Genomic DNA, 21,832 nt, shown 5'->3' with positions numbered 1-21,832 from the left:
ACCCGGGCAATGGTTGACAGCACACCGACAGGAGCCTCGACGCCCGTAGGCGAGTTCCATTACCGCATCGGCTGGCGCTCGGGTGGGCCGCTGCCGGGCGCCCACGCGAGTCGTCGCCTCGGTCCCGGCGTCGACTTCTACGGGCACGTCTCGCTGCTCGAGACCACAGATCCACGACGCTTTGACGTGCTCGCGACCCAGCGCGATCCCCAGCGATCCCTACGCCTTCGAGCCTACCGTCAGCTGGGCAGTATCCCGGTCACCGCCCTGCTCGACGTCTCCGCCTCGATGCCAGCCGCCGCCGGGGGCACCCTCGATCTCATGGCGGATTTCGTGGCAGCACTTGGCTTCTCCGCAGTACGTACGGGCGATAGCTTCGGTGTGATCAGCGCGGACACGAAGGTGCGTCGGGAACTCTGCTTGCCGACCACTCGGCGCCGTGGCGCTGGCCTCGCCTACGCCGAGCGCCTTCGCGCCTACCAACCTGAAGGCGACGGTGCGCGGGGATTGCTTGAGGCCACTCACTACCTACTTCGCCAGCGAGGGTTGCTGTTCCTGCTCTCAGATTTCCACTTTCCCCTCTCCGACCTCGAGCGGTTGATGGCAGCGCTCGGCGGGCACGATGTCGTTCCTGTGCCCATCTGGAGCGAGGCCGAGCGCCAGCTGCCGAGCTTTGGCCTGGTCCGTTTGCGCGACGCAGAATCCGGGCTCGAGCGGCTGCTGTTTATGCGCCCATCCTTGCGCAAGCGCATAGAAATCGAGGTCGATCAACATCGACAGGATGTCCTCAGCACGCTGTCACGGCACGGCCGTCGACCGCTGCTGCTCGGCGCGCGCTTCGATGCGGAAACGGTGAGTCGCTACTTCTATGGATAGGATCAATCGCGCCTTGGCCAGGAGTCTTAGCCGCGCTTGCGTGTCCCTAGGCCTGTTCGCAGCGCTTACGTGCTGGGTACCTATTAGCGCGGCCAACGTGGAAGACCTCGCGATAGACGACCCACGTGCCTACGCCTGGTTCGTCGGCGATGAGTTCACTCGAACCCTACGACTGAAGATCGAGCCCGGTTGGCAGCTCGATCGCGACGCACTGCCCCAGGTTGGGCGCGTGAACTTCTGGCTGGAGCTGGTGGCATTGGAGGTGCGTTCGCGTGGTTTGATCACCGACCTGGCGCTCACCTACCGCCTGACGAATGCGATAGGGGAGGGAAAGCAATCGGCACAACGGGTGCTTCCCTCTTGGGAGCTGTATACGACCCGCCCCGGGCGTCGCGTGCCGATCAATGTGCCCGAGTGGTCTCTCACGCAGCTGGCGGTAGTCCCCCTCACGGACGCGGAGTTTCTCACTGCCGCCGACGTGCGCGCCGACCTGCCGCCGCTGCCTGCCCCCTGGTCTGCGCACTTCGTTCGCTTGAGCCTCGTGGGGCTGGCCGTGTTGGTGCTTGGCTTGTACCTGTTCTACTGCCACTTCGGCGCGGTTTGGCTGGCGCGTTGGCGTCGTCCCTTCACCGCCGCGCTGCGGGATCTGCGCAACTTGGCGAAGCATGCCGCGGAGGACGCGGATGCGTTCGCCGAGGGGCCAGTAGCTGCCGGTCTGCGGCGCTTTCACGCCGCGGTCAATGAAGCGGCGGGGCGCGTCGTCATGCGTGATGACCTGGATGAATTTTTCAGCGCCCAGCCGCTCTACGCTACCGAGCGGGGGGCGATAGCAGATGTGTTCGAGCACTCCCATCGATTCTTCTTTACGTCTGAGGGTGATACCTCGAACGCCCCCGATAGGGCGCCACCTATAGGCACCCAGCGACTAGTAGATGTATGTCGTCGCCTGTCCGTGCTGGAGCTGAGCGCTCCGTGAACCTAGCCTTCGCCCAACCGGCTGTTTTGCTGCTCTTGCCCCTGGCGTTGCTGCCTCTGTTTCTGCGGCGTGAAATACCGGTGCCATACTCGTCTCTGGCGTTGCTGCCGCCGGACCCATTGTCCCAGGCGGTAGCCCTGGTACTGCGGATCGCACCCGCCTTGCTACTCGTGCTGCTCCTGCTCGGCTTGGCGGGGTTGCATCGCCCTCCTGTGGCGGAGCTGCGCACGGGATCCGGCGCGCAGATCGTGATGCTCTTGGACCGAAGCCGCAGCATGGATCAACCGTTCGCGGCGGGCCGACGGCGATCCAATTTCCGCAACACGGGGGCCGCGCTCGCCGTCGGCGAGTCGAAGGGGGCCACCGCCCGGCGCCTGCTGCAGGAGTTCGTCGCGCGACGTCAGGACGATATGTACGCGATGACGATCTTCAGCTCCTCGCCGATTCCCGTGCTGGCCCTGACTGAAAGCCAGGAGATGATTCAGGCCGCCATCGCTGCGGGTAACGTGGGGCGAGGCCTTGCGTCGACGGATATCGGCGCCGGCTTACTGCGTGCCTTAGGTTTCTTCGAGGGGCGTGAGTACACCGGCTCACGCCTGATCATGCTGATTTCCGACGGCGGTGCGAAGCTTGACGTGGCCACCCGCTTGGAGCTGCAGAACTTGTTTCGCAAGCACCAAGTAACCCTGTATTGGCTCTACGTGCGCTCCGGATTCAGCGAGGGTATCTTCGGCGACGACGTGGAGTTTGATGAAGCGACCGCGCCGGCGCGTGCGCTGCACCGGTTCTTCGAGCAACTCGACACGCCCTACCGCGCTTACGATGCTGAGGACAGCGAGGCGCTGGAGCAGGCGATCGACGACGTGAATCGGTTGCAGAGTCTGCCAATCGTTTACGAGGAGCTGCATCCACGCGTGGAGTTGGCGCCCTACTGCTTTGCCCTGGCTGCGCCTTTGTTGCTGATCATGTTGCTGGCCCATGCCGCGCAGGTGAGATCGTGGTCGACAGTTTGAGTTTGGTGCGAGGCGCCTGGGCCGTGATGGTGGTTCTCATGGCGCTGTTTCTCCTCGAGGTGGATGCCTGGCGTCGGGACCTTGGCTACAACCACGCGCTGGCGGCGCGTGACTACCAGCGAGCAGCGCGAGAGGGATTGCCGCGTCAGTCTCTAGCCGCGCGTGCCTATGCCCTCGAAGACGAAGCCTTCGATGAGAAGGTGCTGGCCTGGTCGCGGCTGATGCTCGGGGGCGAGGCTGGCGACGCTACTGCCCGCAACGCACGCTTCAACCTGGCGAATCTCTATCTGCGGCGCGCAATCAACTTAGATGTAGAGTCGGATCGCGATTTGTTGGTGCCGTTGGTCGAGCAAGCCAAGCAGCACTATCGCAACCTTCTCATCGAAGACCCGAGCGATTTCGATGCGAAGTACAACCTGGAGCTCACGCTGTTGCTCTTGCCCGAGGTGGCGGATCTTCCCGCGGATGAGGAACGCAACCCCGAGCGCAGCGAGCGAGCGATCAGCACGATGCGGGTGGAGGAGCAGCTGCCTTGAGTGGATCGCTGGCGACGGAGCGTCGGGCGTGGTGGGCGCAGCCGCGGTTTTGGCTGCTGCCCCTGATGCTGGTGCTGTTGCTGACTGCCGCAGTTAACCCCACGGTGCGGATCGAGCAGCCCCGCTTTGACTACCTGTTCGTGCTCGACGTGACGCAGAGCATGAACGTGGCGGATGTAGAGCTCGATGGGGAGACGGTTCCGCGTCTCGAGTTCGCCCGCGCGGCGATCCGCCAGTCTCTGCGGCGCTTGCCGTGTGGCTCCAAGGCTGGCCTTGCCATGTTCACAGAGCACCGTAGCCTGATGTTGTTCTCGCCCGTGGAGGTGTGTGGCAACGTCGGCGCCTTCGAGACAACGCTGGCTACCCTGGATTGGCGCCTGGCTTGGGTGTCCCGCAGTGAAGTGGCAAAGGGGCTCTATTCGGCGATGCGGTCGGTGACCGAGATGGAAGGGGACATCCGTCTAGTGTTCATCACTGACGGGCACGAAGCCCCGCCGGTACCGCCGACCTTCCACGTCCCCTTCGAGCAGTACGCAGAGCAGGTGGATGGCCTGTTGATCGGCGTGGGCGGCGATGAGCTGATGCCCATCCCCGTCATGTCCGAGGAGGGCGAGGTGCTCGGCTACTGGCGGGCCGAGGATGTGCAGCAGCTCGACAACTACCAGCTCGGTCGCAGCGGCGATGTCGAGGGTGAGGGGATTGAGAACGCGGCCGAAGTGCGGCGCTTGATTGCCGCCGGCACCGAGCACATGTCGTCCCTGCGCGAGCAATATCTGCAGGGCGTAGCTGATCAAGCGAGGCTTGACTATGTGCGCGTACGAAGCCCGCCTGAGCTCACTCGAGCGCTGCGTCAGTCGCGTTTTGCCGAGCAAATCACGGTGGACGCGCAGACCGCGCCACTGCTTGGAGCGGCCACTCTGGCGCTTGCGCTGCTCTACCTACTGCTGCCGGCGCTCCGCGCGCAGCTCCAGCGACGGACTCGCTTAGGGAGCTAGAGAAGTCCCCCTAACTGCTGCTCTCCCAGCCGACCTATCGCCGTGGCAAGCGGTGTTTGGAGATTGCAGATTGGTTCACACTAGCCACGTCCGAGCTGTGACCTAGGCGCCCGTAACTGGCGATCATCTGTGATCAAACTGGGGACGTAAGTTACGTCAATCAATGCACCTGCGTGAGCGCGGCTGCATTCCACCGCTCTACTTGGGCGAGGAGTGTTTGCATGGATCTTCAGGTCATGATGCCTGTGCTGATGGGGTGGGCGGTTCACTTGAGCGGCTACCCAGCGCCCGAGCAGCCTCCTAAGCTCGAGTACCGTCTGCATGATTTCTTCGTACGTGAGGTGTGCGGCGATCGCGAGTGCAAAGTTGTCGGATGGTACAACGATGAGGGTGTGATCTACGTGGACGAGCGCCTACGCTATTCCTCCTCATCGTTTGCCAAGAGCCTTATCGTGCACGAGCTAGTGCATTACCTGCAGCACCGGAGTGGTCGCTTCGACAGCTTCTCCTGCGAGCACAGCATCGTGCGGGAACGGGAGGCTTACAGCGTGCAGAGCGACTACATGCTGCAGCTTGGTAATGCCGTGAATCCGATGCGGTTGCATCCGACCGCGTGCCGCTACGCGGGCGACTCCACTGCGAAGGCCGACGAAATCGCGAGCGTCGACTACGCCAACTAGCGAGTCTCCTAGCAGGTGAACGGTTCCGGAGCCGCTACCTGGCAGGCTACATCGATGCCGCGAGCTTGCCCGAGCACATCGACGATCGCTTCGGTTACCGTTGCGGGATCAGCGAACTGCACGTAGTGATCAGAGGACTGCGAGACGATGAGTCTGGAGTGCGAGGTCTGCTTGGCAAGGTCGGTCTGCAGGCGCTTCCACAACAACGCCATGGTGGCACTGCGGGGCGAGGCTAGGTAGGGAGATGGGTCGTGAATCACCACGGCCATAGGGATATCCGGCAGGGGCGCGTCCGCCGCGAGCTGCTGGGCGCTGCGACGCATGTTCGCGAGCTCGCTGTGGATCGAGACCACCGTGTCGGACGCGTAGGCGAACTTCTGCGCTAGAGGTCTGACGGCAGACGGCATGTTGCTGGGAACGTTGTTGTAGTTGCGAAGCATGAAGCTGTTGCCGCGCGGCGCCACGGACGGTAGTCCAGCCTCGTCGAAGGCCTCGAACTGGCGCTCGTGGGAGGAGTCGACGAGCACCAGGCCCGCCACTCGCTCGGGGTTACGCTTCGCGAACAGCTGAACGTTGAGCCCGCCGAAGGAGTGACCTACCAGCACGTAAGGACCGCCTATGCTGCTGTAGCCGAGGAGTTGCTCGAGCTCAGCGACGATACGACGGGAGTGCCGTGGCGACGGCCCGCGGTCCGACCAGCCGTAGCCAGCCCGATCGTAGGTACAGGCGCGGGTGTGCTCGGCCACCTTAGGCTGGATCAGGGACCAGTCCAGGGATGTGCCGCCGAGGCCCGAATCGAAGATGACAGTGGGCGAGCCCTGGCCCATACAGTGAACGTGCAAGCGGTGGTCGCCGACCCACACGAAGGTGCCGGGCGCCGGCGGTGCCGACTGTCCGTGGGTTAGGGCCGCATCGGCAGCACCCGCGAGCAGAGTGAACGCGATCGTGCAGGCAAGTCCCAAACGTTGGCTGATGGTGGCGGTCATGGTACCTCCGCGGCTAGGCTGTCCTGTATCTTCAATCGCGTCTGCTAGGGCTCTACGCAAGAGCAAAGCCGGCACGCGTGACCCACGTGGCCACAGCGCTGCGCCCAATTCAATAGCAGAGTTGGCTGGCCTTTGAAAATACCCCGGTGGCATTCGCTAATGCGGCGCTCCGCTTCACGAAAGCTGTTGCGTATCGCACGGATACGGCAGTGCCGAGGCCACCCCTTCCTCAGCACTTCGTGTCTCGCGTTGGCTTGGAGGCGGTCACTAGTTGCCGGTGCGGCGCTACTTGTCTGGCGAGGGCAGCTGTGGAACGGGCAGAGGCGGTAGCGATGGTGCGGGTGCTACACATCGTTTGAAGGTGATGGCCGAGGTCCGCCCGATGTTACGGGCTTCGAGTCGGCCGTAGGCGCCTACGTCCGAGGGAACGCGGCGTGCCCGGCAATTAAAGTCGCTGGGGATCGATAGCACGACATCCGCGTTGCCAAGCACGGATGCGCCCTCGCGCGGGTACGCGTTAGCCGCGCTGAAGGGGGCCACGAGTTCGTCTTGCCACGCACCGGCTGCAAAGGTGCCGACCCTAAGGCTAGTGGTGCCCTCGATGGCGTTGCTCACGATCAAGCCCAGCTGGGTGTTATCGCCAACGTAGAGCGCTTCGCCTTCAGGGCAGTAAACGGCGTTGTTGGCTACGATGATGCGGGGCGCTTCACCTCGCCAGCCTCGAAAGCTCATGCAGCGGCCGGCTCCGGCGCGACGCACGATAGTGTTGTGCAGCACGACCAAGTTGTTGGGCGTCCCCTGCTGGCTGGGGCTGCCGACAAAGCCCGCCTCCCCCTCGATGCCTTCGAGGATCACCACGTTGTTTCGCACCAGTACGTCGCCAGTGACTTGGATACCGCTACCGCCATGTTGGTTGAAGACTAGGTTGCCTTCGAGCACGTTCGGTCGCTTGCCGCCGTTGGCGTACGTGAGGATGGCAAGACCGTAGGTGTTGGTAAATACGTTGTTGCGCACGAGCACCGCCTCGCTGCCGCCCTCGAGGACCAATCCGCTTGCGTGGTCGCGTCCCTCGCGAGAGCGTGTGTCGTGACAGGAGTTGCCCACGATCTGTGAATCGTAAAAGGTGCAGGCACCGTGATTGCAGCCGAGATGGAGGCACTCGCCGGAGCCGCTCGTATCGTAGAACTCCGAGCGGCGCACAACGATGTCGGTGTAGGTCTCGTCCCGCGTACTGGCCATGAAAGCAGCATTGCCCGTGCTGTGCACGACGATACGCTCGAAGCGGGCATGGGAGCTGCTGCGCTCTAGTCGGACTCCGCGTGAGCCACCGCTGAAGGTGAGGTCACGGACCACGAGGTGCTTGGCGCTAAGGTCGATAATGCTCTGCTCGCGGTTCGGGCGGTGCAGGTGCGACACGGCGTTGCCCTCGCCGCTGATGATCACCGGATCCTCCGCCGTCCCTATCAAGGTAACCCCTAGGCGCGTCGTCGTGAGGTGTTTGCCGGCGAGGAAGTGTACCGAGCACTGCTCTGCCATGGCCCGGTCAAAGGCATCGCGTACGTCCTCACCTGGACTTACGGAGATCTGGCATCGAGCCTGGGTGGGCGCCGCGACCACCGCGCTGACGAGCAGCCCGAGGGTGGCTCGGGAGATGCCGGAGAGGATCATACGCATGAGAGTAGTGAGCCCTCGATGATGGGAACTGCCGCTAGTCTACCGCTCGATTGCGCACCCATGCCGTGGAGCCTCGCGGGCGACGCTATGATCTGCAGTTGATCCACCTTGAGCGAGGGACCCGCTGTGCGCTGCGAGCTTCGTCTGCCTTTTCTCGGCGCCTTCTGTGCGCAATTGCTGGCCGTACCTGTAATCGGGGCCGATGCCCCAGCAGCGGTCGAGGTGTTGCCGTCGGATGTGCAATCTCTGCGCTACCGCCTCGTCGGGCCCTTCCGTGGTGGGCGCACCGTCGGTGCCGTCGGCGTGCCGACACAACCTGGGGTCTTCTACGTGGGGGTCAACAACGGCGGGGTATGGAAGACCGACGACTACGGTCGCACTTGGCATCCCATCTTCGACGATGCGCCCACAGGCTCGGTGGGCGATCTCGCGGTAGCGCCGTCGGACCCCGATGTCATCTACGTGGGAACGGGCGAGGGTCTTCACCGACCAGACCTCGCGGTGGGCGACGGCATTTTCCGCTCGGGCGACGGCGGCGCCCACTGGCAACACGTTGGCCTTGCGGACGTTCAGCAGGTGGCACGTTTGATCGTTCATCCTACGGACCCGCAGACGGTGTTTGTCGCAGGGCTCGGTCACCCCTACGGCCCCAATGAGCAGCGCGGCGTGTTCCGCACCCGCGATGGCGGCGCCCAGTGGGAGCGTGTGCTCTACGTGGATGCGGACACGGGAGCCATCCAGGTTGAGTTCGATCCAAGCGATCCGAGCATCGTCTACGCCAGTCTCTGGCAACATCGGGACGGCCCTTGGGAGAACGCGGATTTCTCAGGGCCTAACAGCGGTCTTTATCGATCTGATGACGGTGGCGATAGCTGGCGTTCGCTCGACAAGGGGCTACCCGGTGCGAAGCAAGGTGTTGGGCGGATTGGCGTGGGTATTGCGCCCTCGCGGCCCACGCGGGTTTACGCGACGGTCGGCGCGCGCGAAGGTAGTGGCGTCTACCGGTCGGATGATCGCGGTGAGAGCTGGCGGCGTGTGAGTGAGGATGAGCGTGTATGGGGACGTCCGGGTGACTTCGGCGAGATTCGCGTTCACCCGCAGAACCCCGATGTAGTGTTCGCGGGCAACATCGCCGCCTATCGTTCTGAGGACGGAGGTGAAAGCTGGACCTCCATCAAGGGCGCACCGGGCGGAGATGACTATCACCGCATTTGGATTCACCCGAGCGAGCCGGACACGATGCTCTTCGCTGCCGATCAGGGGGCCACGATCACCGTCAATGGTGGTCGCACGTGGAGCAGTTGGTACAACCAGCCCACCTCACAGCTTTACCACGTGACGACGGACAACCAGTTCCCCTACTGGATCTACGGTGGTCAACAGGAGAGCGGCGCCATCGCCATCGCAAGTCGTGGCAACGGCGGGCAGATTACCTTCCGTGAGTTTCTCGGCGTGGGGGCCGACGAGTACGCCTACGTGGCGCCTGATCCGCGCAACCCCGATATCGTCTACGGCGGTCGCGTCGTGCGCTTTGATCGGCGGACAGGTCAGACTCGCAACGTCGCCCCCGAAGCGCTGCGATCTGGCGAGGTGCGCGTGCTGCGCACGCAGCCGCTGATGTTCCATCCAGCTGACCCCACCATGCTTCTCTACGCTACCAACCTGCTCTGGAGGACTCATGATGGCGGTCAGCATTGGGAGACCCTGAGTCCGGATCTCTCGCGCCCGCATCCTGCCGTGCCGCCTAGCGTAGGTGTTTATCGCAAGGAGGAAATGGACTCGATGGCACGTCGCGGGGTGATCTACGCGCTGGCGCCGTCGCCCCGTGATCGCCAGGTGCTGTGGGCCGGCACGGACGATGGACTGATCCATCGCACGGAGGATCTCGGGCGCTCCTGGCAGAACGTCACGCCGCCCACCCTAAGGTCTTGGGATAAGGTCTCGCAGCTGGACGCGGGGCACTTCGACAGAGCGACAGCCTACGCGGCGATCAACGCGATTCGCCGCGATGATCAGCGACCTTACGTCTATCGAACGCACGATCGAGGTGAGACCTGGCAGCTGATCGTGTTCGGTCTGCCCGCGTCGGGACCGGTCAATGTCGTGCGCGAGGACCCCAAGCAACCTGGACTGCTGTTTGCGGGCACGGAACGTGGCGTTTACGTGTCCATCGATGATGGGGACCATTGGCAGCCCCTTCGTTTGAATATGCCCGCATCGTCAGTGCGCGACCTGGTCGTGCACGAGAACGATCTGGTGGTGGGGACGCACGGACGCTCGATATGGGTGCTCGACGACATCGCTCCGCTGCGATCTCTCTCCGCGGCGAAGGCCGCCCAAGGCCCCTACCTCTTTCCACCGTCACTGGCCGTGCGCGTCCGCTGGAACATGTTCTCCGATACACCGCTGCCGCCGGAGGAGCCAACCGGCCAAAATCCTCCCGACGGCGCCATCGTCGACTACTACCTGGATAGGGCGGCAGAACGGGTCACGCTGGAGATCCTCGACGGCCGGGGCGCCTTGGTGAGGCGCTACGACAGTGCGCTCCTGCCGTTGCCGGTCGATCCGGCGTCCCTGCCCCATCCAACCTATTGGATTCGTAAGTCGAAGCCGCTCGCTGTCGCAGCTGGTCACCAGCGCTTTGTCTGGGATCTACGCTTTTCCGAGCCGCCGGGCGTGACTCGGCGCTTCGATATTGCGGCGGTCTACCAGCAAACGCCCGTAGGCCCGGTGGGCCCATGGGTGGCGCCGGGTACCTACACGGTGCGGCTCACGGTCGACGGTCAGGTGCGCGAGCAGCCGCTCACGGTCACCCTCGATCCCCGGGTGCGCGTCAATGAGGATGAGGTGGCGGCGCAGACCGAGTCCTCCCTGCGAGCATTCCATGCTTACCATCGGGCTCAAGATCTGCGTAGGCGCATCGACGCTGGTCTGCCAGATGCATCTGCTGCACGTGGGCACGCCCTACGCCTGTTACGTGGTGAGGGGCAGGCCAAGGTGACCGACATCACCTACGGCAGTGTCTACGCGGTGGCCAAGGAAGAGGAGACAGTGGTGAGCCTTCAGGGCAAGCTGCTGTACCTGCTTCAGCTATTCCAGGCGGCTGACGCGCGGCCCACGGCGGCGGCGGTGCGGGCCCTCAAGGCAATGGAACGACGCACGCTCGAACTGGAGGAACGCTTTGAAACACTTGAATCACCGGCGGATGGTGCGGATCGATGACAAGCGCCTCAGCGCTCACGCTGCATCACTTCAGCGAGTCAAGCGCAAGCTACCGCGTACGCATCGCCCTGGGTCTGAAGGGCCTTAGCTTTGACTCCGTGTTGGTTGACATCCGCGAGCGCGAGCAACACGCCGAACGTTATCGGGCTTTGAATCCTCAGGGGTTGGTCCCGTGTTTAGAAGTGGGCGAACACTGTGCCATCGGCCAATCCAGTGCGATGCTGGAGTACCTGGAGGAGGTCGGGATGGGACACTCTCTGTTGCCTAGGACGGCAGCAGAGCGCGCCGAGGCGCGGTCGCTTTCGCAGCTGATCATCAGCGATGTAGCGCCCTTTCAAAAGACCACACTGCAACGCTATTTGACCGATGCCTTCGACTTCGATGAGGGAGCGATTGGTCAGTGGCTGAGCTTCTGGATGGGGCGTGGTTTGCGGCCGATCGAAGCGATGGTCCGCAACCGGGTGAGTCAGGGGGGCTTCGTCTTCGGGGGGCAACCTGGCTGGGTGGAGTGTTGTCTGGTGCCGCAGCTATACAATCTGCGCAAGTTTGCCGTGGACCTCGGACCGTTTCCCCAGCTGCAGGCGCTGGAGGCCCGCTGCGTCGAGCTCCCTGCTTTCGAAGCGGCCCACCCTTGCCATTGGCGAGGACTGAGCTGAGTGTCGCTACAGCGCGACGGTGGGCCAGACGGCCCACCACCTGAGTGCGCTTACTGGCCGGTGCCGCCGTTGGCTACTTCGAAGGTCTGCGAGAACTTCATGTCCTTGGTGTCCGTGACTTCGGCCGTGAGTTTGCCGGCTACCTCCGGGCGCATGTAGAAACGGAAGCTCGGGTTCTCGCTGATCGAGAAGCCAGTCTGTGCCGAAAAGATCTGCTCACCGTCCAGCGACACCTTCACATCCCGCACGAAGTGAGCCGGTAGGTAGAGCTGGGTCAGCTGGTCCATCTGCATGCCGTTGATGTTCGGATGGCTCACGTTGAGCTGGAACTGGCGCGCCTGCGCTTCGTTGTTCGGGTCCAGCTCACGGAACTTCATCTTGCCCAAGCGAGCCATCGCCGCGTCGAGGTCGGCACCGGCTGGCGCTGAGCAGCCGCCGCTGGCCTTCACGAAGGTGCGTGTCATGTGCAGGCGACCATCGTTAGTTCGCGCCACCACACGTATGGGGGAATACTGATCGATGCGCAGTCGCAGGGCGAGATCGGCACGGCCGGCCTTCGCGCTGAAGTCGAAGCGGCCTGCGAGGGGCCCCGGGTTCTTGTCGACGATCAACCAAATCGTCTCGATGTAGCGATCTTCGCTCTGGGGGAAGGCCGCCGTGATGTTGACGGGAACGATCGCTGCGTTTTGCGCGCGATAGGGTGCTTCAAGGCTAACGACGCCGTCGCCGTCCCAGATGTCTTCGTTCGGGAAGAAGTGATCGCGCAGGCCGTTTTGCCAGATTACATCTTCGACCGGACTCGATTGCTGCGCCGCGGCGATGGGAGCGCTCACGAGAAGCGCTAGGGCCAAGGGCAGGGCGAGCAAGAGGCGTTGCATAATCATGAGCTCCTGTAGCGGAATGGGACCTACTCCCATTCGAGTTCGACGTACGCGGCGGCCACGTTGCGTTGGTGATAGTGATCGGCGAGTTCCCATCCCGCGCCGGCCTCCACGCCGGCCTCCTCCTGGGCCTGCTCGATGCTATCGCCGCGGGCCACTGCGGCGCGTACGTCTTTTCTGACCGCACTAAGATACGCCAGGTTCGGTCGGAATGCTTCATTTACGCTCTCACTCACCGGACCGTGGCCAGGCACGATGAGGGTGGGTGCTGCGTTGCGTAGCCAAGACTCCAGGACTTCGATCCAACCGTTGATGCTGCCATCGATCACAGGCAAGTGATGGCGGAACAGCAGGTCGCCGGTGAACAGGGTGTTGGTCGGCGTATCCAGCACGCTCACATCGTTGTCCGTGTGTGCCGCGGGGTGGGCCGTCACCACGAGTTCCCGTTCGCCGAGATCGATGCGCAGCTCGTCTCCCGTGGTCGCCGTCGGTGGCACGATCACCTGCTCGGGCTGCCATGGCGTGGCGCGCACGGCATTGGCGTTCTGCACGTAGCTGGCGCCGCGCAAGGCCGTAGCCCGCGGCAGATTGGTATGGCCGATGATGGAGATAGTGGGATTGGCTTCGACAAACGGTCGGTTCCCGAACACATGATCTGGATGCACGTGAGTGTTGATCAGGTGGGTGATCGGCAGCTTGGTGACTTGGCGGATCGCGCAAAGCAGGGCCTCGCCTTCCGCTGGGCTTCCGCCGCTGTCGATGACGGCGACGGCTTCTGAGCCGATCACGAAACCGACATTGGCCACATCGTCGGCTTCGAAGACCACCCCCACCTTGCCGAGGCGCACGTAGACGCCGGAGGCGATCTCTTCGATGTCAGCCTCTGGGCACGGTGCGTCGCCGGCGCACCCGGCCAGTAGCAGCGCGCAAAGGGCTGCGAACGCTGCAAGTCTCAAGGAAGCATCCTGCTCAGCACGCCGTCACGGCGCACGATTCCGTGCATTGCTGCGCCGCCCACATGAAGCAACAGAGCCAGCACGAGCAGCTTTGCGCCCAGGTGATGCGCGTCGCTGAAGAGCTGATTCAACTCCGGTGATTTTTCTGCCCATTTGGGCAGGGCGAGGCCGAACCAGCGCGTCGAGTAGCCGCTGTAGGAGGTGGAAAGATAACCCAGTAGTGGTTGCAGGAACATCAGCAGGTACAGAAACACGGCGTTGGCGCGAGCGGCGGTGCGTTGCCAGCCAGGCAGCTTCTTAGGGAGGGCAGGTGGTCGATGGGTCAGGCGCCAGATCAGCCGCAGTATGACCAGTACGACCGCTGTGAGTCCGATCGACTTATGCCATGAGATCACTAAGCCTCGGCTCTCATGGCCGTCCGGCAAGGTGTTGAAGTAGTAACCCACCACCAGCAACGCGAGGATGAAGGCGGCCACGATCCAGTGCAGGGCGATCGCCACATGGCTGTATTTCTCGTGACCCGCAGCCGCTGGCGCTGGTGAACTCGTCATGACACCTCTTTCGCTACTTTGAAATCGCACTCACGCGCTACTGTGAGCGGTGGCAATCCGCGTCACGTGTGTCTAGTATTCTTAAAAAATGACGGCTGCGTGTAGGCCCCTTGGGTGCGCTGCGCCGGCCAGCCGCGGCTTACTATATGACCAACGACGCTACGGACGACACACCCCCGAGCCAACGCGGGCTGCAGCTCGAGGGGCGAGCCATCGCCGAGCCCGGTGCCCGCCCCACCCGGATCACTCGGTGGGAAGCTGAATCTGGTGCCTCGTCACCGATCGACGCGGTAGCTGTCGAAGAGCCACTAGAAATCCGTCTGTCCTGGCTGGACGGCGAGGGCGAAGCGCGCGAGCAGAGCATCTCCATCACAATGCGCACGCCGGGCAACGACCTGGAGCTTGCCGTAGGATTCTTGCACGGCGAGGGGATCCTTACCGATCCGAAGCAGCTGGCTCAAGTCGATCACTGCGGACCTGCCGTCGGTCCTCACCAGCTGCGCAACGTCGTGAAGGTGACTCTCGCCGACGCGAGTCAACTCGACCTGGGTCGCCTCGAGCGCCACTTCTACACCACGTCGAGCTGCGGGGTTTGCGGCAAGACCTCCCTCGAAGCCCTGCGCGTGCAAACGCGCTATCGGTGTTCGGTGTCCGCCTTGACTATGACGGCGGCCACGCTCGGTGCCCTTCCTAATGAGCTACGTAAGCATCAGGAAGTATTCGGACGCACGGGAGGAATCCATGCGTCCGCCCTGTTCGATGCACAAGGGCAGCTAGGGGCAATCCGCGAGGACGTCGGACGCCACAATGCCCTCGATAAGCTGCTCGGTGCCGAGTTCATGGCAGGGCGCTTGCCCTTGAGTGACTTCGGGGTGCTGGTCAGCGGCCGAGCCAGCTTCGAGCTCATGCAGAAGGCTGTGATGGCCGGGGCGAGCATGTTGGCGGCCGTCGGAGCGCCGTCTAGTCTGGCGGTAGAGCTAGCGCGAGAATTCGACGTCATCCTCGTAGGCTTCCTGCGCGATGACCGATTCAACGTTTACTCAGGTGCCGAGCGCCTCCTTGCCGTCGGGGCCCGCTCAGGGCAGACCTCGCCGCGCCCGTCCGCCAGCGGCCGAGGGAGGAGCCCATGAAGCTTCGTATCCGAGGTAACTCCATCCGCCTACGGGTTACCCGCGGTGAGCTCGCGAGCATCGCCAGCGATGGCCTAGTGGAGGAGATCGTCGACTTCGGTTCCAACGCGTTGCGCTATCGCCTCGTACGCGATCCTGAGGCCACCGCAGCGCAGGCACGCTTCGCTGACCAGATCATCGAGGTGAGGCTGCCCGCTGTCGCCGTGGATGCCTGGGCGCACGATGAGGCCGAGGTGTCCATCGACGCGGAGCAGAGGCTTGATGCGGGCGCTCTACGGATCCTGGTGGAGAAGGATTTCGCATGCCTGCAGCCCCGAGCGGAAGAGGACGAGAGCGATATGTTCGCCCATCCCAATACAGACGATCTTAAGTGTTAGGTGAGCGCAATCCCACGGTCACGAGCGCCCGCGAGGGGCGAGTCCGCGCCAGGGCAGAATAACCGTCAAAAGAGGCGTCAGCTATGAGTCGAAACCTGATCGCGCTACAGAACAAATTCCTCGGTCAAGGTCAGACCATCTACGACGTCCTCGCCCGCCATCACGATGAGCACGGTGCTATCAGCGATGCGGATATCGACCGTCTCGCCAAGGAGCACAAGCTACCGCCGCAGCACGTGCGCTCGACCGCGAAGTTCTACGAAGAGCTGTGCCATTCGAGCCCCGCTCGGTGCACGCTCAAGGTGTGTAATGGTGAGGCATGCCGTACCTCCGGCTGTGCCAGCTTGGAGTCCGAGCTGTGCGAACGCTTGCACGTGCAGGCACCTGGCGGGGTGAGCGCGGCGGGGGTTCGCGTGGAGCATGTGACCTGCTTGGGATACTGCGGCGTCGGTCCCGCGGCGATGGTGGACGGAACACCGGTGAGCCTCGCCGAGCAGCGATCCCGCGATCGTGTCGTCGCCTATGCCTTAGCCGGCGAGCCCCACGGCCTCGAAGAGCCACGTAACCCCGTGTATCTCCCCGCGGACGACAAACCCTGCGTGCTGCTGCGGCATTTCGACCGAGACGTGGTGGGTTTGGAGGCCGCCCGCGAGGTGGGTGTCTACGACGCGTTGAGCAAGGCGGTCAACGACATGACGCCGGCGCAGGTGATCAGTGAAGTAAAGGCGAGCCAGCTTCGCGGGCGCGGTGGTGCTGGCTTCCCCACGGCGATCAAGCTGCAGACCGTGCACGATGCGCCGAGCGAGGACGGGCGCAAGTTCATCGTCGTCAATTGCGACGAGGGGGACGCCGGCTCCTACATCGACAAGGAACTTATCGAGCGCGATCCCCATACGCAGCTCGAAGGGGCGCTACTCGCGGCCTACGCGACAGGCGCTACGGAGGTCATTCTCTACATTCGCTTCGAGTACCCGCGCTGCATTGAGCACATGGAGCAGGCGATTGCGCAGGCGCGTGCCGCGGGCCTCGTGGGTGAGCGCATCGCCGGCAGTGACTTCTCCTGCGAGGCCCGCGTCGTGCGGGGGCAGGGCGCCTACATATGCGGCGAGGAGACCTCGTTGCTGCGCTCGATCGAGGGCGTGCCGGCCATCGTGAGCTACAAGCCGCCATTCCCAGCCGTGAAAGGTCTGTGGGGGTGTCCGACCGCGGTCAACAACGTCGAGACTCTGCACAACCTGTCCTGGATCGTGGCCAACGGTGGAGAGGCCTATGCCGCCTTCGGTCATGGCACATCCCGCGGGACCAAGCTGGTGAGTCTGAACACGCGTGTGAAGCGACCTGGTCTGTACGAGATCGAACTCGGCACCACCCTGCGTGAGCTATTGTTTGGCTTAGCGGGTGGCATGCAGGACGGGCAACGTTTCAAGGCGGTTCAGATCGGCGGGCCCCTCGGCGGTATCCTGCCCAAAGCGCTCCTCGATACGCCCCTCGCCATCGATGAGCTCGCCGCCGTGCAGGGCATGCTCGGCCACGCGAGCGTGGTGGTCTACTCGCAGGAGGACGACCTCATCCAGATCGGTCGTGCTCTGATGCACTTCACCGCCGTGGAGAGCTGTGGCAAGTGCTTCCCATGCCGCATCGGCTCCGTACGAGCGACCGAGCTGTTCGACCAGATGATCGAGGGTGGCGTGACGGATGCGCGAATGACGCTGCTGCGCGAGCTTTGCGAAACCATGGAGGTGGGCAGCCTATGCGCCCTGGGCGGCATGGCGCCCGTGCCCATCTACAACCTGCTGCAGTATTTCCCGGATGAGTTCGAGCGCCTGCGCCGCTCGCCGCTCGCACCGCCCGCCATGGCGGACGAGGCCTGAGCGCCGCTTACGCGCAGGTGGGTGAGCGCCAGCACGCAAAGGCCAGTCCGTCTCCTCGTGATGCCTAGGATTACCAATATGGATGCGCTACCGGAGTCAACATCATGATCAAGCAAGTCCCTGAGCGGGTTCGCCGCCATGTGGCGGAGATCCTCGGTCAGCCCGATGGCGCTGAAGCCGAAGTCACCGTCACTATCGACGGGGAGAGCGTCGATGTTGCGACCGGCACCACCATCCTCAAGGCCATGCGCAAGCTCGGCAAAGACGTGCCGACCCTGTGCTACTCCGATCGCATGCAACCCTACGGGGCCTGTCGTACCTGCCTGGTGGAGCAGGTGGGCGGTAAGACCGTAGCCTCCTGCCACACGCCGGTGCGCGAGGGCGGCGAGTACATCACCCGCAGCAAAAAGCTCTCGCGCCTTCGCTACAACATCGCCGAGCTGATCGTGTCCGACCACCCGCTCGAGTGCCTCGACTGCACGGCGAACAACCGCTGTGAGCTGCAGGCGTTCGCCGCCGAGGTTGGCCTGCGTGCGTCGCGCTTCGAGGCGCCTCGCACCCACAATCCGCCGATGGACAACTCCCATCCCTTCATCAAGTTGGAGATGGACAAGTGCATCGGTTGCGCTAAGTGCGTTCGCGCTTGCGATGAGGTGCAGGGGTCTTTCGTCTTAGGGATGGAAGGGCGTGGCTTCGACGTCCGGGTGATCGCGGGCAATGGGACGGGCTTCGAGGACGCTGATTGCGTGAGCTGTGGCCAGTGCGTCTTCGAGTGTCCGGTGGCAGCCTTGGAGGAAGCGCAGACGCGCACCCACGGGTTGCCGGATAAGACCACCACCACTACCTGCTCCTACTGCGGCGTCGGTTGCTCCCTAAATGTGAACAGTAAGGACGATGAGATCATCAACATCGAGCCCAACCCGGAGGGCTCGGCCAACCTCGGCCACACCTGTGTCAAAGGGCGCTTCGCTCACCAGTTCACCTACGCGGACGATCGCCTCACCTCGCCTCTCGTGAACGACGGTCGGGGCAACTTCCGCGAAGTGAGTTGGGACGAGGCGAATCGGTACATCGCCGAGAACCTGACGCGCATTCGTGATCAGCATGGCCCAGCGGCCTTCGCCAGCATCTCCTCCTCACGGTGTACGAATGAGGAGAACTACCTTATGAACAAGTTCACGCGGGTGGTGATGCAGACCAATAATATCGATAACTGCTCGCGTATCTGCCATTCGCCCTCCGCCTTCGCCCTCAACAAGGCGCTCGGCACGGGGGCGGGCACCAATAGCTTCCAGGATGTGGAGAAATCCAGGCTCGTCGTGCTGATCGGCACGAATACCACCGAGGCCCATCCGGTGTTCGGCGCCCGGATCAAGCAGGCGGTGCTCAAGGGCTGCAGGCTCATCGTGCTCGATCCGCGCAACATCGAGCTGTCCAGGTACGCCGACATGCATCTGAAACTGCGACCGGGGACCAACGTGTCCGTACTGAACGCCATGCAGCACGTGGTGCTATCCGAGGGGTTAGTCGATGAAGCTTTCGTCGCCCGCCATGCCGAGGGTTACGAGGCTCTGCGTACGGAGATGAAAGCCTACACGCCCGAGTGGGCGCACGGCATTAGTGGGGTGCCCGCAGATCTCATTCGTGAGGCCGCGCGCGCCTACGCTACGAGTGGAGCCAGCCAGCTGCTGTGGGGTCTCGGCGTTACCGAGGGTTCCCACGGCACCGAGTCCACCTTCGCCCTGATCAACCTAGCCGTGATGACCGGCAACATCGGCCGCGCCGGCACGGGAGCTGCGCCGATTCGAGGCCAAAACAACGTGCAGGGCGCCTCGGACGTGGGTGCTCTCCCGGACGTTTTCAGCGACTATCGCAGCGTCTTCGACGAGCAGGCGCGGGCTGATCATAGACGCGTTTGGGGCGTAGAGACGCCACTGAACAAGGGCCTGCGCATCCCGGATATGTTCGACGCTGCCCACGCTGGCACGCTGAAGGCGATGTACGTGCTCGGCGAGGACATCGCCCAGTCCGACCCGGACACCGCTCATGTGGTCGGGGCACTCGAGGCCCTCGAGTTCCTCGTGGTGCAGGACCTGTTCCTGTGCGAGACCGCCCGCTATGCCGACGTGGTCTTACCCGGCTCCTCCTTCCTCGAGACCGACGGCACCTTCACCAATTCCGATCGCCGCATTCAGCGCGTTCGCCAAGCGGTGAAGCCGCCTGAGGGCTGCCACACCGATGGTGATGTGATCAACGGTATCGCGCGGGCCATGGGGGTCGACTTCGGCTTCGACGAGGGCGAGGGGACGCCAGTGGACACTTCACGCATCATGGACGAGATCGCTGAACTCACTCCGGCCTGGGGCGGCGTGAGCTACGAACGTCTCGATGAGCTAGGTGTCATCCAATGGCCCTGTCCCTCACCGGACCATGCCGGCACGGAGACCGTGCACGCCGATGGCGACTTCCTTAAGGGCAAGGCGTCGCTGCGCGTAACGCCCTGGCAAGACCCCGGTGAGATCCCTGACGAGGAGTATCCCTTCTACCTGACCACCACGCGCATGCTGTTCCACTACAACGTGGGCACGATGACGCGTCGCACGGACATTACGGCGCTCGACAAGGCGAAGGAGGAGCGCGTTCGCCTGCATCCGTCGGATGCCCGACGCATGGACGTGTGCAATGGCGAGATGGTGGATGTGGTGTCGCGGCGCGGTCGCGTGCGCGTGCGCGCGGAGGTCACCCGCGCCACCAACCCCGGCACTTTGTTCATGACCTTCCACTATCCGGAGACCCGCACCAATATCCTGGTTGGTGAACATCGCGATGAGTACACGGGTTGCCCGGAGTACAAGGTGAACGCGGTGCGTCTGGAGAAGCTAGTGCCGGGGGTTGAGGAGACCTTTGAGGCCCCTCCGGCGACCATCGGTGGTAGGCGGGTTGCGTTCGATGGTCGGTGCCAGGCGCAGGAATCCGAGCACGAGCAGATCGATTAGCTGAGTTTCGCGCAGCGCAGTTCACCGCGGACCGGTTGCCCGAAGCCAGTGGCCAATGGTCTCGAGGGTGGCGCCTTCCCAGTCAGCCACTACTTCGCGATCATCGGGCCCGTAGCCGTCGGACAGTCGGATCGCGACGACTCCGGCGGCCTGAGCGGCACGCACATCGTAGGTGGAGTCACCAATCATCACGGCGTGCGACGGATCCACCTCGAGCGTCGTGAGGGCCTCGAGGACTGGGTCAGGCGCGGGTTTCTTGCGCGCCGTGTCGTCGCCGCAGACGATCGCTCCGAAGTGCTGCATCCAATCGAGCGCGTCCAGCAACTGCAGGGTGAAGCGTCGCGCCTTGTTGGTCACCAAACCCATGGGAGTGCCCCGCGCGTCGAGCTCGGCCAGCAGCCCGTGAGCGCCGGGGAGCGCCTCTGTGGTGCTGCCGTTTGCGGCTTCGTAGTGGCGCGCAAACACGGCCATCGCATGGGCTCGAGCCTCTTTCGAACTCGCTGCGATGCCCGCCCAGGTGAGGGCTTCACCCACTAACGCATCGATGCCGCGACCCACCCATTGGCGGACACGTTCTCCGCCCGCGGGTGCATGTCCGAGGGCTTCGAGTGTGCCGTCGGTGGCCAGCGCGAGGTCGCCAAGGCTATCGACTAGGGTACCGTCGAGGTCGAAGAGGACGGCTTGGGGCGCAGGAAGGAGATGTGTGGCCGACGGTGGTGACATACAGAGTACCGGTGAACGCAGTCGATGGTGACACCTCGGTCGGCTATCCGCCGAGGAGAGAATCGCATGCTAGACTCGCAGCCCGTTTTCAGCGGTTCAAGGCATTAGACATCATGAACACAGCCCTTTCGCGAATCATAAGAGCACTTCTCACCGCTGGTATTGCCCTCGCCGCCGCCACGGCCAGCGCGGAAGACCTGCTGCGAGGTGAATTCACCAACCGCGACGGTGAACGCCAACCGTTCCTAGTCACGGGTGATTCCCCGGAGGAGATCGTCGGTGGGCACATTCATATGGGCGACGATCAGTACGTGATCGCCAAGCAGAGTCGTCTCGGTCTCATCGGCGCGGCCCGCTTCCAGCAGGGGGGCGATCGCGAATATGGCGAGTACGCCGTGCTCTCTTCCTCCTTCAGCGAGATGACGGCGACGGGACAGCCCTGGGTGAAGGCTCAGAACTACGTGGGCTGCGACAAGGACTACAACACCTTCGTCGCGCTCTACCGCGTCTACGGCGTCGATCGCGTCAATGCTCTGGGCTCCTCGCCCTACGGTAGCTTCACGGACGACCCTGAGGCCGCCGACGAGTCGATTGTGTACTGCTTGTACTCGCGTCCGGCGAGCGGCAAGCCGGGCAGTGGTGCGGTCGAAGACGCCCCGGCTAGCACCTAAGCGAGCCTTCTTGCGGTGGGCGGACACTGCGCTGTCCGCTCGCTGTCCGCTGTCCGCTATCG

19 protein-coding genes are annotated in these 21,832 nt (G+C 63.6%); 13 read left to right on the top strand and 6 right to left on the bottom strand.

The window, feature by feature from the left end; genetic code table 11:
* Positions 1 to 9: 9 nt before the first annotated feature.
* From AAGA68_09600 to AAGA68_09575, 6 genes are all read left to right on the top strand, one after another.
* Positions 10 to 876, top strand: coding sequence for a hypothetical protein (locus AAGA68_09600; protein MEM9385301.1), 867 nt, complete (start codon positions 10 to 12; stop codon positions 874 to 876).
* Complete coding sequence (locus AAGA68_09595; protein MEM9385300.1) at positions 869 to 1,852, top strand: hypothetical protein; 984 nt, start codon at positions 869 to 871, stop codon at positions 1,850 to 1,852. The genes AAGA68_09600 and AAGA68_09595 overlap by 8 nt, the downstream gene beginning before the upstream one ends.
* Positions 1,849 to 2,865, top strand: a complete 1,017-nt coding sequence (locus tag AAGA68_09590) for a vWA domain-containing protein (GenBank protein MEM9385299.1) — start codon at positions 1,849 to 1,851, stop codon at positions 2,863 to 2,865. The genes AAGA68_09595 and AAGA68_09590 overlap by 4 nt, the downstream gene beginning before the upstream one ends.
* Entirely contained in the window at positions 2,850 to 3,401 is a 552-nt protein-coding gene (locus AAGA68_09585) for an MxaK protein (GenBank protein ID MEM9385298.1), read from the top strand. The genes AAGA68_09590 and AAGA68_09585 overlap by 16 nt, the downstream gene beginning before the upstream one ends.
* The gene (locus AAGA68_09580) at positions 3,398 to 4,396 is read left to right on the top strand and encodes a hypothetical protein (protein MEM9385297.1); all 999 of its coding nucleotides are present in this window, start codon (positions 3,398 to 3,400) and stop codon (positions 4,394 to 4,396) included. Before AAGA68_09585 ends, AAGA68_09580 begins: the two co-directional genes overlap by 4 nt.
* A 221-nt stretch (positions 4,397 to 4,617) precedes the next feature.
* The gene (locus AAGA68_09575; protein ID MEM9385296.1) at positions 4,618 to 5,076 is read left to right on the top strand and encodes a hypothetical protein; all 459 of its coding nucleotides are present in this window, start codon (positions 4,618 to 4,620) and stop codon (positions 5,074 to 5,076) included.
* Positions 5,077 to 5,084: 8 nt separating this feature from the next.
* Here AAGA68_09575 and AAGA68_09570 read toward each other — a convergent pair whose 3' ends face one another.
* Together AAGA68_09570 and AAGA68_09565 are read right to left on the bottom strand one after the other, a co-directional pair.
* Entirely contained in the window at positions 5,085 to 6,062 is a 978-nt protein-coding gene (locus AAGA68_09570; GenBank protein MEM9385295.1) for an alpha/beta hydrolase, read from the bottom strand.
* 285 nt (positions 6,063 to 6,347) lie between these two features.
* Positions 6,348 to 7,736 carry a right-handed parallel beta-helix repeat-containing protein gene (locus tag AAGA68_09565; protein MEM9385294.1) on the bottom strand — a complete coding sequence of 463 codons (1,389 nt, stop codon included), beginning with the start codon at positions 7,734 to 7,736 and terminating at the stop codon, positions 6,348 to 6,350.
* A gap of 108 nt (positions 7,737 to 7,844) precedes the next feature.
* On the opposite strand from AAGA68_09565, the gene AAGA68_09560 reads away from it, so the two are divergent.
* Positions 7,845 to 10,958, top strand: a complete 3,114-nt coding sequence (locus AAGA68_09560; GenBank protein MEM9385293.1) for a glycoside hydrolase — start codon at positions 7,845 to 7,847, stop codon at positions 10,956 to 10,958.
* A complete protein-coding gene (maiA, locus tag AAGA68_09555; GenBank protein MEM9385292.1) occupies positions 10,955 to 11,614 on the top strand; it encodes a maleylacetoacetate isomerase in 660 nt (219 codons plus the stop codon). Before AAGA68_09560 ends, maiA begins: the two co-directional genes overlap by 4 nt.
* A 50-nt stretch (positions 11,615 to 11,664) precedes the next feature.
* On the opposite strand, the gene AAGA68_09550 is transcribed toward maiA, so the two are convergent.
* Genes AAGA68_09550 through AAGA68_09540 form a run of 3 tightly spaced genes read right to left on the bottom strand, consistent with a single transcriptional unit; the run spans position 11,665 to position 13,951 of the window.
* A complete protein-coding gene (locus AAGA68_09550; protein MEM9385291.1) occupies positions 11,665 to 12,498 on the bottom strand; it encodes a quinoprotein dehydrogenase-associated SoxYZ-like carrier in 834 nt (277 codons plus the stop codon).
* 23 nt (positions 12,499 to 12,521) lie between these two features.
* Entirely contained in the window at positions 12,522 to 13,451 is a 930-nt protein-coding gene (locus tag AAGA68_09545; GenBank protein ID MEM9385290.1) for a quinoprotein relay system zinc metallohydrolase 2, read from the bottom strand.
* Positions 13,448 to 13,951, bottom strand: a complete 504-nt coding sequence (locus AAGA68_09540) for a cytochrome b (protein ID MEM9385289.1) — start codon at positions 13,949 to 13,951, stop codon at positions 13,448 to 13,450. The genes AAGA68_09545 and AAGA68_09540 overlap by 4 nt, the downstream gene beginning before the upstream one ends.
* A gap of 197 nt (positions 13,952 to 14,148) precedes the next feature.
* On the opposite strand from AAGA68_09540, the gene fdhD reads away from it, so the two are divergent.
* The 4 genes from fdhD (at position 14,149) to fdhF (ending at position 20,376) form a co-directional block, all read left to right on the top strand.
* Positions 14,149 to 15,132, top strand: coding sequence for a formate dehydrogenase accessory sulfurtransferase FdhD (fdhD, locus tag AAGA68_09535; protein ID MEM9385288.1), 984 nt, complete (start codon positions 14,149 to 14,151; stop codon positions 15,130 to 15,132).
* Positions 15,129 to 15,509, top strand: a complete 381-nt coding sequence (locus AAGA68_09530; GenBank protein ID MEM9385287.1) for a hypothetical protein — start codon at positions 15,129 to 15,131, stop codon at positions 15,507 to 15,509. The genes fdhD and AAGA68_09530 overlap by 4 nt, the downstream gene beginning before the upstream one ends.
* A gap of 83 nt (positions 15,510 to 15,592) precedes the next feature.
* Positions 15,593 to 17,380 carry an NADH-ubiquinone oxidoreductase-F iron-sulfur binding region domain-containing protein gene (locus AAGA68_09525; protein ID MEM9385286.1) on the top strand — a complete coding sequence of 596 codons (1,788 nt, stop codon included), beginning with the start codon at positions 15,593 to 15,595 and terminating at the stop codon, positions 17,378 to 17,380.
* 104 nt (positions 17,381 to 17,484) lie between these two features.
* Positions 17,485 to 20,376: a formate dehydrogenase subunit alpha gene (fdhF, locus tag AAGA68_09520; GenBank protein ID MEM9385285.1), complete on the top strand. Its 2,892-nt coding sequence runs from the start codon at positions 17,485 to 17,487 to the stop codon at positions 20,374 to 20,376.
* A gap of 21 nt (positions 20,377 to 20,397) precedes the next feature.
* Here the strand turns inward: fdhF and gph are convergent, their stop codons facing one another.
* Positions 20,398 to 21,099 carry a phosphoglycolate phosphatase gene (gph, locus tag AAGA68_09515; GenBank protein MEM9385284.1) on the bottom strand — a complete coding sequence of 234 codons (702 nt, stop codon included), beginning with the start codon at positions 21,097 to 21,099 and terminating at the stop codon, positions 20,398 to 20,400.
* Positions 21,100 to 21,212: 113 nt separating this feature from the next.
* On the opposite strand from gph, the gene AAGA68_09510 reads away from it, so the two are divergent.
* On the top strand, positions 21,213 to 21,770 hold the full coding sequence (locus AAGA68_09510) for a hypothetical protein (GenBank protein ID MEM9385283.1): 558 nt from the start codon (positions 21,213 to 21,215) through the stop codon (positions 21,768 to 21,770).
* The last annotated feature ends 62 nt before the right edge of the window (positions 21,771 to 21,832 follow it).

Source organism: Pseudomonadota bacterium, from assembly GCA_039193195.1.
GTDB lineage: Bacteria > Pseudomonadota > Gammaproteobacteria > Steroidobacterales > JBCBZW01 > JBCBZW01.
Note: the sequence above shows the minus strand (reverse complement) of the source record. Positions and strands in the feature narration are given on the sequence as shown.